Here is a 13,605-nt window from a genome sequence, read left to right as displayed (position 1 = left end):
TGGGCTTCTACCATGTAGTCGAACGAGAGACGGGAAATCGACATCGAGGCCGAACGACCTGATCGGGTCATGGGCGCTGTACCGAAGGGATCGGGCGATCGTGTCTCGGCAAGCTGTCACGGGGGGAGGGGTGCGATCAAGCCGCTCATCCTCATCGCGCCACGCGACCGGCTCTCAGATTCGCCGGGATGGCAATATCGATCTTGGCAGGCCGCGGCTGGTTTCGGCTGTGCATTAATTCGACGAAGCGGTCCTTTCCGATCGAGAGGTTCAGTCGTTCATTGAACCGCTTTTCCTCGCCGATGGTAGAGGAGACCCTGCCATGATAGTCGTGGCCGGGATAGACCACTGTGTCGTCCGGCAGCGCGAAGAGTTTTCGGCGTACCGATTCGAAGAGCGTGGCCGCGGAGCCCCCTTGAAGATCCGTCCGGCCATTGCCTCGAATAAACAACGCATCTCCGGTGAAGACAGCTCCAGGCAAGACGTAACTGGTGCAGCCGTCCGTGTGACCGGGCGTCGCCAGCGCATTCAGTACGCTGTGGCCGAAGCGAAGTTCCTGCCCTTCGTGGAGAAACAGATCGGCTCCGATGACTGCGTCGGCTGCGCCACCGCCATACACGATTTGCGCGCCGGTGCGATCCTTGATGAGCGAAGCCCCGGTGATGTGGTCGGCATGCACGTGGGTTTCGATTGCGTAGAGGAGGGTCAGACCAAGCTCCTTCAAGATTCGCACATCACGTTCGACATTCTCGATCACCGCATCGATGAGGACGGCCTGGCTCGACTCACGATCCGCCACGATATAGCTGCGGCTTTCCGCCCGATCGTCGACATCTTGTGTCTCGTTCACGTCCAGCAGAATGGTCACGGTATAGGTCTGGCTTGTTGCCATGGATGGTCTCCGTCTGAAAGGGTGCGCATGCGAAGAACCTGCGCATTGTAGGGCGGCGGTGTCGGTCTGGTCCATGGTTTTATGGTGGGGCGAGGAGCGAGCGGGAGCCGGACATCACAGGCGTGTGTGGTCAGGTCGACTTATTCGCGTACCCGTTCAGGCTTAAGCACGGGTCGCCCTTGCTGCAACAGGAACCAACCGTACAGCAGCAACAGCAGCGTGAAATTCGGAACGAGAATGGCTGACTGGCTCCATTGCCACCCGTCGAACTTCCAATCGGAGAGCGGCCAGAGAAACGGTGTCGGGAAAAAGGCGAACGAATGGGTCGGAATGTCGACCAGCACGTGCAGTCCCCAGGCCCCGAGCTCCCAGATCGGGCGCTTCAGCAACAGCCAGAGTAGGGCGAAGACGGCGAGGAAAATGACGAAACTATGCGTCACATCGTAGAGATGATGCACATAGGCTGGAATGGTGGACTCCGGCGGTGTGCCATGGCTGAAATCTGGCTTCGGCGACAGACCCAGAGTGGCGGCGATCCACAGGATGCCGAACGAACACAGATCCGGCGCTAATCCGATGCCGAACGCCAGCCAGAAACTCGTACGGCTCTTGCGACCGAAGGCCAATGCACCCCACAAACCATGAGATACGATATCCATGCGACATCTCCCTCGATGCGACGAATCGTTACACGAACCGGCTTCGTTCCTCTGCGGTGGGGATGCGGCAGGCCTTGCTCTTGCCCATGAGGCGGTAACGGTGACGCGCCACGTAATCGTACACGATGTCCCGTAGCGACCGGGGTACCAGGACCAAGAGCGCGCATAACGGCCATCCGCCGGAGAGTCGCCTCGCGATCCTCAGCGCCGCAGTGGATTTCGTGAACACCTGACCCCGTTCCAGCAACAGAAACGTCTCGAAGTCCTGTATGGGCAATCCTAACAACCTGAGCAGCGCCTGCCCCTTGTCGGACTGCAACGTGGCAAAGCGAAACCGGCCACGGTCGCGTGCCATGATGAAAGTCACCCAGGCGTTGCACCACTTGCACAGGCCGTCGAAGACAATCAGCCGTTCGAGCGCCGCCCATTCGTGCGTGCCGGGAGCGATCGTCGTCATCGTGTTTCTTCAGCGGGTTGTTCCATACACGGTATTGTGAGTTGCTGTGTGGAAGAATTCCACTGGAGAATCAAAGCCGGGGTGATAGTCCTGTCACTCGACTGTCGGGGGCAGTTCCGTTGTGCCTTGGCCGACTTCGGCGAGCCGTTCCGATACTCCAGCCGACAGGAGGGGCTTTCTCCCTGCATCCCGGCGCCTGAAACCCGTACCCGGGTGACTTTGCCCGAGGGATGGCTTATGTCGCCTGGGTGGATTTCAACCGAACGGCGGCGCCGCGACTGATGACAGGGCGCGCGGGCGATTTGGCTTGGTTTCGGAAGCGTGCGGGCGGGAGGCCGAACTCACGCTTGAAGGCACGGTTGAAGGAAGGTTCCGACTCATAGCCGATATCGCCCGCGACTTCAGCCACGCTCTTGGACGTGGAGGTGAGGAGTTTCGCGGCGAGATGTAATCGCCAGCGGGTGAGGTAGCCGATCGGGGTGTCTGTCAGGAAATGTTGGAATCGTTCGGCGAGCACAGAACGGGAGACTCCGACTTCGGCGGCGAGCGTCGCGATGGTCCAGGGGTGAGACGGCTGTTGATGCAGGAGCGCCAGCGCGTTGCCCACGTCCGGATCGCGTACCCCGGCCAGCCATCCGGTCTGGGTTGGCGGTAGCTGCGCAATGTAGCGGCGCAACGTCTCTACGAATAATGCTTCGGATAACTTGGCGATGACCGCCGCGCCTCCGGGGCCGGAGGCTTCCGCATGATCGACCGAATAGCGGAGCGTATTTTCCAGCCATTGGCCCGACGGGGTATCCCGGATATTCACCTTGAGCATCGCAGGCAGCCCGGCGAGGACGACGCGGCAAAGTTGCGCGTCGCAGGTCAAATACCCGCAGATCAGTTTCGTGACTTCACCGCCACCGGCGAGTCGGGACAGTATGCGTCCTTCTGTGAGGATCTGCCGGAGTTGCTCAGATGTGTCCATCGGTGGGACGGGAGGCCCGTTTCCCATACAGTGCACATCCCCGTGCGTGAGGATGATGATGTCGCCCGCCGTCAACGGCACGGCGCGATCTTCATGCTCGAGGCGGACATAGCCCTGTCCTTCGAGCAGCAGATGGAAAATGATGATGTGACCGGATGGGGTCGGCAGGTACGCCGCCATGGTGTCGGCGTCGGGCTCTCGAACGCACCAGGGCGAGGCAAATTCACCATGGAAGAACACGGCGCCGTCGAGTTTCACGGCCTTGAGGACTTCGGACAACACGTCCATAGGAATTTCCTCGGCGAGGCCGGATGCTGAGCAAAGCCATCCGGACGCCCGGATAAACGACCTGCAGCTTAGCATGCTCCTGATAAGAGAGCCAGACGCCCTGATAAGACTCGAACCAGCCTCTGTCCTATAGTGCGACCAGACGGGACGCGGCGTCGGAAACCGACAGGCAGGACATACAGGAAGGAGGAGGCCATGACGACGAACACGGTGCTACCGGAAATGGACGGGCTGAAGACTCGTCTCAATACTATTTGGACGGCAGGGGACTACGATCGATTTTCGCGCTACATGGAAGGCGGCGCACGGGAGTTTTATGAGCGGCTTCAGATTGCGCCGGGCAGCAGACTGCTGGATGTGGGATGTGGCTCCGGCCAACTCGCGTTGCTGGCCGCCAAGGATGGGGTGGAGGTGACGGGGGTGGACATCGCCGCCAATTGGGTGGAGCGGGCGCAGGCGCGGGCTCGTGCCGAAGGGGTGAACGCCCGATTCAAAGTCGCCGATGCCGAAGCGCTGCCGTTTGAAGCGGCCAGCTTCGACGTCGTCGCAAGCCTGATCGGCGCGATGTTTGCCCCGCGGCCTGATTTGGTGGCGAAGGAACTGTTGCGGGTCTGCGTCCCCGGGGGGATCCTCGCCATGGCGAACTGGACGGCGGAGGGATTCGTCGGACAGATGTTCAAGAACGTCGCGAAATTCATCGGGCCGTCCGGCATGCCCTCACCGGTGCTCTGGGGGAATGAATCCACGGTGCAAGAGCGTCTTGGACAGGGATTATCCACGCTGAGCCTGACCAGGCGACAGTATCTCTTCAGCTATCCGTTTTCTCCTGCGGAGGTCGTGGAATTCTTCCGGCTCTACTACGGACCGATTAACCGTGCCTTTGCGTCCCTCGACGCCGAGGGGCAGGCGCACTTGCGCCGGGATCTGGACACGCTCTGGACTGCCCACAACCAGGCAGGGCCGGACTGCACGGCGGTGTACGGCGAATATCTGGAAGTCATCGGCATTCGAGCCTGAACCCTGAATGGTTTATCCAAAGGAGACGTACCATGATCAACGCAACCACAACCGAGATGGATCAGAACACGGGCCTGTACGACATGACGAATCTGGAGAAGATGAAGAGTCTGGCGACGCATGCTCCCGAGGCGATGAAGGCGTTCGTGGTGTTTGATAGAGCCGCGCTGGCGGCCGGCGCGATTCCGGTGAAGTACAAGGAATTGATGGCCATGGCCGTGGCCTTCACGACGCAATGTCCCTATTGCATCGAACTGCATACGACCAAGGCCAGGGAGTATGGCGCGTCGGAGGCGGAGATCGCCGAATCCGTGCTCGTGGCAGCGGCTTTGCGAGCGGGCGGGGCGATCACGCACGGCACCCATGCGATGAAGGGAATATGAAGGGGCTGACGGGTCGGGAGAATCGATCCGCCATCCGCCGGGACACAGTGAATGGAATATCGATGATGGATAAGGAGGCCACCATGAAACCATATCGATTGTTTGCGTTGACCCTGGGGTTGTTGCTTGCCTGCTCCACGCTGGCATCGGCGGAAATCCTGGCTCTGCTCAACTATGAGAGCAAGCCGAACCAGCCGGTGAGACGGGAGGGGATTGCGATCATGGACATCGATCCCGAGTCGGGGAACTTCGGGAAGATTCTGATGGAAATTCCGTTGCCGTCCGACCTCGTCGCGCATCACATCTTCTTCAATCGCGACCGGAGCAAGGCCTATATCACGGCATTGGGGAAACGCCTGTTGCACGTCGTGGATCTCAGAGTCTTTCCCTATCGGCTTCGCGCGATCGACGTGCCGGATTGTCAGATGGGGGAGGATCTCGCCGTGTCGGAGGACAATCGGACCTGGTACCTCACCTGCATGGGCTCGGACAACGTCATCATGGGGGATGCGCTCCTCGATCAGCCGATCAAAGCGGTCAGCGCCGCCGCACCGTCTCTCGCCACGATCCGGTATCCGCACGGGATCGCCATTCACAACGGCATCGATCGCGTCCTCGTGACCAGTACCGTCAAGCCGGATATGTCCGATGCGGGTGATTCGATCACGGTGCTGGAGGCCGCCAGCGGGAAAGTGCTCTCGACCCACACAGTGTCATCGAAGGTTTCTCCGGCCAAAGCTGCGCCTGTCGAAGTCATGTTCAGCCCCAATGCGAATCCTCCTGTCGTGCATATCACCAACATGCTCGAAGGAACGTTGTGGGCCGGGGTGTGGGAGCCGACGAGCAAGACCTTTTCGTTCCATCAGGTCGATGACTTTGGCCCCCGCCAGCAGGGCATGCCGCTCGAAATGCTCTATAACGCCAAGGGAGACCGCCTGTTCGTCACGACGGCCAAACCAGGGTTCGTCAATCTCTACGACAACAGCGATCCCCGGCACCCGACGTTTCTCAAGACGATCGCCGCTGCGGGCGGCGCACACCATAGCGTGCTGTCGCCGGATGAACGGTACCTGTTCGTCCAGAACAGCTTCCTCAATTTGGAGGGTATGAGCGATGGGTCCATCACGGTGATCGACCTGAAGGAGGACCGGGTCCTCGGGAGCATCGACACCCTGAAGGCCCAGGGGTTTAATCCCAACTGCATCATGCTGCTGCCGACTCACCCGGGCGACCTGCAGGCCAGCCTGGTTACGAACCGGTAGGGCGGGGGAGTGTCTGAGTAAGGAAAGCGCAAAGAATGCGGCGGGATTCCGATTTCCCGCCGTACTCTTCCCCGATCGGGAACCGTGAGGGAGAACATGAGTCAGCGACCAGCAGCTTCGTAGCCCGCATTGTTCATGAGGGTTCGTCCCCCATCGTCGGGCTGAGGGGTGATTCCGCCGGCCGAAGGCTCCTCGCAGCAGCGGAGCGGCGAGTGCTGCGGAAGCAAGTATGACTCATGCGGGGTAGGAGGCCTCTGCCGGACCAGGATGCTCGGACAGGGCGCTTCCTGTTTCCTTGCCGTGCACAGACACTCCCGAATATGACAGTTGGCCGTCGCCCCCGAGCCCGCAGCCTCCCAAGCCGTTCCCCCGTACATTCAGATCCACTCGCTGCCGGAAATCCGATTCCCCATGATCTGGCTGTTCGCTATAATGCGCCCGAACGTTTATAGGGAGGCCCATGATGGCATTCAATCAGGTCGGAGATTTCTGGCTGGCGCCCGGTGAATCCACCCGTATTCATCTGGCCCTCGGAGGCTTGATCAACGAAGTGGAATGGGGCGGGCATGATGTTGGCGCTCAGTGGATCATGGCTGATGGCGTCGGGATTAATCCGGTGCGGCTCATGGTCAGCGAGCACACTAAGGAAAAGAAGCCCATTCGCCGGCGCCCCGGCTCACCGAGCCCGATCGTCTATTCGGTGACCGTGACCAACATCGGTGAAGAGCTGGCGCATTTTACGATTCAGGGTGGGGGGAACGTCTAAGCCTTCCAGAGGAGATTGCACGTGAACGCAAAACGAACCATGCATGTGCTGACAAACAAAAAAGGTGCGATCGTGGGGGGCGGCCTCCTGACTCCCGGGAAGGATCACAAGGGCAAGCCGGTGCATGTGCAGATCGAGCCGATGAAAGGGCAGTCGCTGAAAGAGGTCGCGATCCCGGCTGAACTCGCTCGCTTGAAAGGCGCAGATTTCTTCGGCCGGTTGATGTGCGAGTATCATCTGCCACGGGGCAAGAAGGAACTGGTACGGAAAGCGGCCAGACGCTAGCCCGACACAGGTCCCGGCACCGGTTCGCCTCGTCAGGAAAGCACGTCAAGCGAACAGGCGATCAGGTCTCGGTCCTGCCCTGTCGGGCCAGAAGGGCTCCCATTTTTGCGGTCAGGATCGAGGGCAGGGCTATGATGTCGAACATCACGATCTCGAGCGGCAAGAGCATACCGGGACTCGGGATGAGCAGCATCCAGGTCGCTTGTGCGCTGATGCGCGCAGTCCCTAGCGCCAGGGTTTGCCTGGCTTAAGGTACGCGAGAACGGCGGACAGCACGCTGATTGCCGGAAGGCCGAATGTAAAATTGAGATCCGAATCTCATGCCTCCCGCTTGTGGGTGACGACCCTGACGCGCACCCACCCAAGAGGATGCCACCCGTCACCGCCGTCCCATACAGCCACATTTTCCGTTTCATCGGTCCCCTTCCCCCAACCAGCAGACGCGGGTTGTCTGGTTGCGTCTGATCGCTAGGCTATCGGTCTTGCCTGGTCGTGGAAGGCTTTTTATGCCATCTGACGTGGTGGCTGTGAACCAGAGGCTATTTGAACGATCTGAGAGAGCCGATTTCTTCGATCCAGGTTTAGTGCCACACCGTCCCGCCCTGCCTGTCTCCCAAATCAGCAAGGTTACGGCCTCTCGGGGGGAAGCAGCAGGAGGAGGCCGTTTGTCCGCCAGGGACCTACAAGGCACAAGCTAGCCGGAACCGGCGCGCCATCTCCTCTGCGGGGAAGGTGCGAGTGTATCGACTGGTATGTCTGCTTGCGCACGGAGCGACCTGTGCGAGTGCGCTCGAATAATCAGCGTCACTGTTGCAATACAGAACAAATCCGCATAGCCCAGGCAGGTATATAGTTTGCCTTGTAGGGAGTGAATGAGCTGTGTTCCGGTATGTGATGTCTATGGCTGACTCGCGCCGACCCGTCACTCTGCTCTCTTACGCCCTCGTCTTATTCGTAGTCCTTTCTGGACTCTGTCTCTGCCTTCTCTGCCTCGTGGAGCATGTCCTCGAAAAGGATCATGCCAACAAGTGGGCGGAGTTGTCGAAGCAGTTCAAGCCCTACTACTGGTGGCACTTTGTGACCCATGACGGGCGTGACCTTGGGTATGAACACAAGGGCCCATTACAACTGGCGTTGCACCCGTTTGCGATTTACTCCAATTTGCCCAATCAGCGCTCCGACTACTTTTCAACCGACGATCACGGTTTTCGGGGAAACGGACGCGATAGACCCCTCGACACGCACGGACGAGTGGTCTTGATCGGAGGCTCCACGGCGTTCGGGACGGGCCTTGAGAGCGACAGTGAGACGGTTGCGTCCAAGCTTGCGAAACTTCTGAATGCGGAGGTCATCAATGCCGCGGTGATCGGGCACGGTTCCGGACAGGAACTCACGTACTTGCTGACCGATTTAGTGGATACGCATCCTGATCTTGTCATCGCCTTGGACGGGTGGAATGACTATTATAAGCGCCTCGAAGTCGGTGACCCACGTCTGCTTGGGATGAACGGGTTCGATCAGATCGAGGACCAGTTGGTCGCATCGGCGCAGTTGAGTGACTCCTCGCTCTTCACCCGCTTCTCCGGTCTTCCGCGGATCTTGTTCCCGAGACTCGTCTCTCGCATACGACAGTCACGAATCGGTCTCTGGGCGGCTTGGTTTAGGCGCGAGGAGATGCAATCGCAACCTTTGGATCTCGCCGCTATCCGGTATGCCGACAACCTCGGCAAAATGCACCAGCTTGGCCGCGCGTTCAATTTTCAGTTTCTTGCGGTCATGCAGCCCGATGTAAATCGCGAGGAGGACTATCGGCAATTTCGTGCCAGGACCGAGGCTGTACTGGCTCGTCAGGGCGTGAGGGTGTTGAACCTTGGGGATCGATCGGAATTTCTTCCATCCATGTTCCTCGACACGATGCATCTTGACGGCGTTGGACACAGTCTGATGGCGGAACTCATTGCTCGAACGATTCAGAGCGAACAGCTGCTGACAAGCGCGCCCAGGACAACCGTGCCGAAGCCATCCGTTGGTCCATCGGGAAGGATCGATCGCGCCAGGTAGCAGCGCGATCTCTCGCCCCCGTATGGATCACGTTCAGAGGAAAGAGGGATCGGTGAAGGTGCGCGCTTGTGATCCGGATCCGCCACATCGTGTCTTGCTCCTCACGCATTCCCACAGAGCCGTTCAGGTGCGTCGACCATGGACAATGGAACACCTTCCTCATGCGGAAGGACGGCGATCGTTTCTACGCCTTCTCTCGGTGGAACCAAGCGGCAAGACCGGCCGACCTCGCATGGCAAAGGAAGCTACGTGTCACCTCCCGGCTGTCGGGTGACGTGCATCGGTCACAGCGTGACAAGAACCTGGAGTGGAAAAGGATGAGGAGACAGAGAAAGAGACACTCAGTGATGAGCGGCCTTGACGAGGTGCCAGAGATTCTCGGCGAGCCAACGCGAGTCCTTAAAAAGGTGCGCCACTTCAGAGGTCAATATGAACAATGCGGGATAGAACAGGTGCGGGCTGGAGTGGCTCCACTTCAGGATGTCGTCGAGTAACGGTCGGACCAGGCCGCGGCTTTTCCAGATGATGACCACCGCGGTCACCCCCAGCAGCGCTCCCGACAGGATATCGGTCGGAAAGTGGAGGCCGACATAGACGCGGGGAAAAGAGACCAGCAAGGCCGCGTGGAGAAATCCGAACAGGCCGATCACCGGAGAGACCAGCCACAGTCCGGTGGCCAGGGCAAAAAACAGCGAGGCATGGTCGCTGGGGAACGAACTCCACCCTTCCAGGAAATCAGCGGGCATCGAATAGGGGATCGTGAACTGCAAGCCGGCGGTGTGAATCGGTCGGGGTCGATAGGGCAGGGTGAGTTGAAGCAGGCGGGCGACCGCCACCGCCGACAGGGCGCCCACGATGGTGAGTAAGACCGTTTGGCGATCCTCCTCCTGCCGGGGCCCGCGAAACCAGGCCCACCAGAGCAGCGGCAGGCTGAGATACCCTTTCAGCAGGTCGCTGTCGCTGATCGTCATGATCAGACTGTCGATCGTCCAGGAGTGCTGGGCGAACTGATTGAAGAATCCGAGAATAGCGTGATCGAAGCTGTTCATCCGCCCATCATAACGTGCACTGCTCGGTTGATGAAGAGAAAGTACGTAATCGGCTGAAATCAGGGCACGCGGCCATTCGCCCGGGAGGGACAACATACGCGAGGCGGACTGTGATTGTAAATGTCTAATGGGAAGGTGGTACGGAAACGTTCTTCAATTCCTGAAGCCACACCCTTGAACTGAAGCATTGCCGGATCGGGGCAGATAAAATCTCTTGTGTGGGTACGTAGTAAGTGCTACAAGGGTGCCGACGCTGCACATTGGGCGAGGGCGAGCACAGGGGTTCTTTGTGTCTGTCTCTACAAGGGAATGTGCTGACCATGTCGTACCACATGTTGTTCAGAATGATCGTGGGTGTGGCCTGTGCCCTGCTGTGGACGGGAGTGCGTGTCCTGTCAGTAGGGGCGGCCCCCGTGACGTTTTATTTTACCGGCGAAATTTCCACTGTTACGGCGACGCTTGGGACGGCACGAGGCTTTAGCCCCGGGCACACCTTCGTTGGGACATACACCTTCGACACGACAACGTCGGATGTGGTGCCCTCACCCAGCACGGGAGTCTATCGTGGACTCACATCCTTCAGCGTGAACATGGCGGGGCAAGCCATCGTACCTTCTCAGCAGCCGATCGGTCTAAGTGATGGAATATTTGTCTTCAACAATGAAGGAGCGATCCAGGACCGGTATTCACTGTCGGCCTTCGGGACAGGGCCTGAAGTTGCGGGCTGGCAATTCCGGCAAATGCGTATTGATGTGATCGATCCGTCTCAGAGCGTGTTTAGCAACGACACCTTGCCAAGCACTCCTCCGAGTCTCAGTGCATTCGCGCAACGGTCAGCGAGTTTTGCCTTTACGAATCGAGATGCCTTGGGGAACATTCTGGGCTTTGGTTCTGTGGAGGGTAAGCTCACCTCACTCTCGCTTGTACCCATCCCGCCGGCACTCCTGTTATTCGGTACCGGCGTGACGCTATTGGCCGCTCTCCGGGCAGCCGGTCGGCGAGGCCGCGGCCACGCTCATCACTGAGCAGACGCCGGACGTACGAACGTTTAGGCGTTCTCCTTTTCCATCGAGGCGATAAAGGAATCCGCTTCCTGAATCGAGGCGTTGAGATCCTTGATCAACGAATCGACGTTGCTTTCGACGGTGACCAATTCGCTCTTGAGCGAGGCAATGGCTTGGGCGTTCAAATTATGCTTCAAGAACAGGACATGATCTTTCAGCTTCGCCAACACCGGGTCCATTTTCGCTTCCGCCCGTTTCATCGCCTTGATCAACTGCGCATATTGACCGCGCGTCTGGGTGAGTTGTTTCTGACTCTTCTGGCGGAGCGCGGCGTTGGAATACTGCTTCAGTTCGGCCGTCCATTCATCGAAGAGCGCGTCGGACACGTTCTCCACCGACGCAATGCGATCCCGCACGGCTTGTGCACGCTTTTCGCTGCGTTCGTATTCGTCGTTCAAGACCTCGTACTTCTCCTGTAGTTCACCGCCCTGGATGTTGAGCGTTTTGGTGAACCGATCGAGCGCGGATTTGAATTGTTCCTTCGCCTCCTGCTGCGCATCCCGGGCTTTCTTCACGTCGCTCACCATGAGGTCGCGCTTGTGGTACCCGAGTTTTTCCATCGTTTCATAATAGGCGGTTTGGCATCCCGATCCGGCCAGGCCGACGAGGAGCAGGGCCGAAGTCAGCGAAAGCGAGAGGAAGCCGGGGAAGCGGAAAGGCGTCGAACAGTTCATGGTGCCATCCTTCTCAATGAATGTCGCAATCCAGTGAAGCATACGTTGCGGTACTGTACCGCTCCTTCCGCATCCTTGTCGATCATCCCTTCTGTTTCCCATCCAGCAGGCAACTCACATTCATGTCACCCATGACATTGATCGCCGTCCGGCAGCGATCGAGAAACCAGTCCACCGTGAGCAAAACAGGGATGAACTGTACGGGGAGGCCCACGGCCGTGAAGACCATGGTCATGGTGACGAGACCGGCTTCGGGAATGCCGGCTGCGCCGACCGAGGCAATGATGCTCGTCAGCACGATCATCAATTGTTGGTGCATGCTCAGATCCATCCCGATCATTTGAGCGATAAAGAGGGCAGCCATGGCTTCGTAGAGCGCGGTGCCGTCGTTGTTAAAATTCGCCCCGACCAATGCGCCCATGCTGGCAGACTGTTCGCGCAGGCCTATGCGATCTTTGAGCGCCGCGTAGGTGACCGGCATCGTGGCCGTCGAACTCGCCGTGGAGAACGCCATGACCAGCGCGTCGCGTCCGCCGCGAAGCAGGTCGCCCGGGCGCACCCACGACCCGAAGCGGACGCGGACGAGATAGTAGGCGGCCTGGATCGTCAGCGCGAGCAGCACACTGAGCACAAAGACGCCCAATGCCTGGAACTGCGCGAAGCCCTCCGTTCCTACAATGCTCGCCACGATACCAAAGACGGCCAGGGGCACCACCGCAATGATCCAGTGCAAAATCTTGATCAGCGAGTCCAAAACAAGTTGGACCAGATGCTCAACCGTTCCAAGCGGGCGGTGACGTTCCTTGCGAAGGGCCATACCGAAGGCCACCGCGACGAAGATGACCCCGATCACTTTCCCGTCGTCACCCAGCGGCCCCAGCAGGCTCTTGGGCACATTCTCGATAAACGCCACGAGTGGATTGGCCGTATGTGTGGTTTCGACGGCGGGCTCTGAGGGCGCGAGCCCCGCACCTCGCCCTGGTTGAACGACGTTGGCGACGGTCAGTCCAACGGTGATCGCCACCAACGTATTCATCAGCAGCAATCGTGGAAGACGTGCCGCAAGTGGACCGCCGAGATGCGTGGTCATGAACGTGTGCACAATCGCGGCAAGGATCAACGGCGGGGCGAGCGCGCCGAGGAGGCGCAGCACCAGTTTGCCGGGTGTCGCCAGGAAGGCGGCCTGGCTTCCCAATGTGAGCCCCGCCGCGCCGCCCAGTACCACACCGATGATGATGCGTCCATACAGCGGAATCTGCTGCCATCGTGCAACCAGGCCTGTGTAAGGGGTGACGATGGCTGTGTTCTCCAGGGCATTGTCGTCCACAAACTGTTACTCCGATGTGTTCCTGTTTCTCAGAGAATGCGAAGCTGGGCTGCTGAGGCCAGCTCAGGTGTCGCCGTATAACTTGTGGCGGATAGTAGCAGATCTGATTCAGCGGAAGGGGAAATGGATGGAGGGAGCAACTCTCCTGTTGGCGAGAACGGACCATCGACTCTGACCGGAAATGATTTCCTTGAAACCCTCTGGCTAGCGATTCCGTTAATCGGGATTCCTCTCACATTTCTCACGGCCTATCTGCCGGGAAGCGGTGGCTGGTGGTGGCTCCTGCGCGTGGTCGTGACCTTCCCCCCGAAAACTAGACCATTAGTTTGGAAGTTCACCTGTGTTGAGATGGGCCCTACGGGAGGGGGCCATGACGCGGAAACGGCACACGGAGGAACAGATCATTGCAGTGCTCAAGGACGCCCAGGCGGGTACCGGAGTCCCGGAGCTC

14 protein-coding genes are annotated in these 13,605 nt (G+C 59.2%); 7 read left to right on the top strand and 7 right to left on the bottom strand.

Features of this window, described 5'->3' with window-relative positions:
• Positions 1-151 precede the first annotated feature (151 nt).
• From KJA79_RS20115 to KJA79_RS20100, 4 genes are all read right to left on the bottom strand, one after another.
• Entirely contained in the window at positions 152-892 is a 741-nt protein-coding gene (locus KJA79_RS20115; RefSeq protein WP_213043886.1) for an MBL fold metallo-hydrolase, read from the bottom strand.
• 140 nt (positions 893-1,032) lie between these two features.
• Positions 1,033-1,551 carry a metal-dependent hydrolase gene (locus KJA79_RS20110; RefSeq protein WP_213043885.1) on the bottom strand — a complete coding sequence of 173 codons (519 nt, stop codon included), beginning with the start codon at positions 1,549-1,551 and terminating at the stop codon, positions 1,033-1,035.
• A gap of 28 nt (positions 1,552-1,579) precedes the next feature.
• Positions 1,580-2,008 (bottom strand): thiol-disulfide oxidoreductase DCC family protein, encoded by a 429-nt coding sequence (locus KJA79_RS20105; RefSeq protein ID WP_213043884.1) that lies wholly within the window; start codon positions 2,006-2,008, stop codon positions 1,580-1,582.
• 235 nt (positions 2,009-2,243) lie between these two features.
• The gene (locus KJA79_RS20100; RefSeq protein WP_213043883.1) at positions 2,244-3,266 is read right to left on the bottom strand and encodes an AraC family transcriptional regulator; all 1,023 of its coding nucleotides are present in this window, start codon (positions 3,264-3,266) and stop codon (positions 2,244-2,246) included.
• A gap of 195 nt (positions 3,267-3,461) precedes the next feature.
• Here KJA79_RS20100 and KJA79_RS20095 point away from each other — a divergent pair, with 195 nt between their 5' ends.
• The 6 genes from KJA79_RS20095 (at position 3,462) to KJA79_RS20070 (ending at position 9,040) form a co-directional block, all read left to right on the top strand.
• Complete coding sequence (locus KJA79_RS20095) at positions 3,462-4,283, top strand: class I SAM-dependent methyltransferase (RefSeq protein ID WP_213043882.1); 822 nt, start codon at positions 3,462-3,464, stop codon at positions 4,281-4,283.
• A gap of 32 nt (positions 4,284-4,315) precedes the next feature.
• Complete coding sequence (locus KJA79_RS20090; protein WP_213043881.1) at positions 4,316-4,666, top strand: carboxymuconolactone decarboxylase family protein; 351 nt, start codon at positions 4,316-4,318, stop codon at positions 4,664-4,666.
• Between the two features lie 83 nt (positions 4,667-4,749).
• The gene (locus KJA79_RS20085; RefSeq protein WP_213043880.1) at positions 4,750-5,928 is read left to right on the top strand and encodes a YncE family protein; all 1,179 of its coding nucleotides are present in this window, start codon (positions 4,750-4,752) and stop codon (positions 5,926-5,928) included.
• Between the two features lie 460 nt (positions 5,929-6,388).
• Positions 6,389-6,694 (top strand): hypothetical protein, encoded by a 306-nt coding sequence (locus KJA79_RS20080; protein ID WP_213043879.1) that lies wholly within the window; start codon positions 6,389-6,391, stop codon positions 6,692-6,694.
• A 21-nt stretch (positions 6,695-6,715) separates the two neighbouring features.
• Positions 6,716-6,979: a hypothetical protein gene (locus KJA79_RS20075; RefSeq protein ID WP_213043878.1), complete on the top strand. Its 264-nt coding sequence runs from the start codon at positions 6,716-6,718 to the stop codon at positions 6,977-6,979.
• A gap of 900 nt (positions 6,980-7,879) precedes the next feature.
• Positions 7,880-9,040, top strand: a complete 1,161-nt coding sequence (locus KJA79_RS20070) for an SGNH/GDSL hydrolase family protein (protein WP_213043877.1) — start codon at positions 7,880-7,882, stop codon at positions 9,038-9,040.
• A 341-nt stretch (positions 9,041-9,381) separates the two neighbouring features.
• Here KJA79_RS20070 and KJA79_RS20065 read toward each other — a convergent pair whose 3' ends face one another.
• Positions 9,382-10,089, bottom strand: a complete 708-nt coding sequence (locus KJA79_RS20065) for a phosphatase PAP2 family protein (RefSeq protein ID WP_213043876.1) — start codon at positions 10,087-10,089, stop codon at positions 9,382-9,384.
• A 320-nt stretch (positions 10,090-10,409) separates the two neighbouring features.
• Here KJA79_RS20065 and KJA79_RS20060 point away from each other — a divergent pair, with 320 nt between their 5' ends.
• Positions 10,410-11,114: a hypothetical protein gene (locus KJA79_RS20060; protein ID WP_213043875.1), complete on the top strand. Its 705-nt coding sequence runs from the start codon at positions 10,410-10,412 to the stop codon at positions 11,112-11,114.
• A gap of 23 nt (positions 11,115-11,137) precedes the next feature.
• On the opposite strand, the gene KJA79_RS20055 is transcribed toward KJA79_RS20060, so the two are convergent.
• Together KJA79_RS20055 and KJA79_RS20050 are read right to left on the bottom strand one after the other, a co-directional pair.
• The gene (locus KJA79_RS20055) at positions 11,138-11,827 is read right to left on the bottom strand and encodes a DUF2959 domain-containing protein (protein WP_213043874.1); all 690 of its coding nucleotides are present in this window, start codon (positions 11,825-11,827) and stop codon (positions 11,138-11,140) included.
• A gap of 82 nt (positions 11,828-11,909) precedes the next feature.
• Positions 11,910-13,154: a dicarboxylate/amino acid:cation symporter gene (locus KJA79_RS20050; RefSeq protein WP_213043873.1), complete on the bottom strand. Its 1,245-nt coding sequence runs from the start codon at positions 13,152-13,154 to the stop codon at positions 11,910-11,912.
• Positions 13,155-13,605 lie beyond the last annotated feature (451 nt).

It is taken from the genome of Nitrospira defluvii (genome assembly GCF_905220995.1).
GTDB lineage: Bacteria > Nitrospirota > Nitrospiria > Nitrospirales > Nitrospiraceae > Nitrospira_A > Nitrospira_A defluvii_C.
Note: the sequence above shows the minus strand (reverse complement) of the source record. Positions and strands in the feature narration are given on the sequence as shown.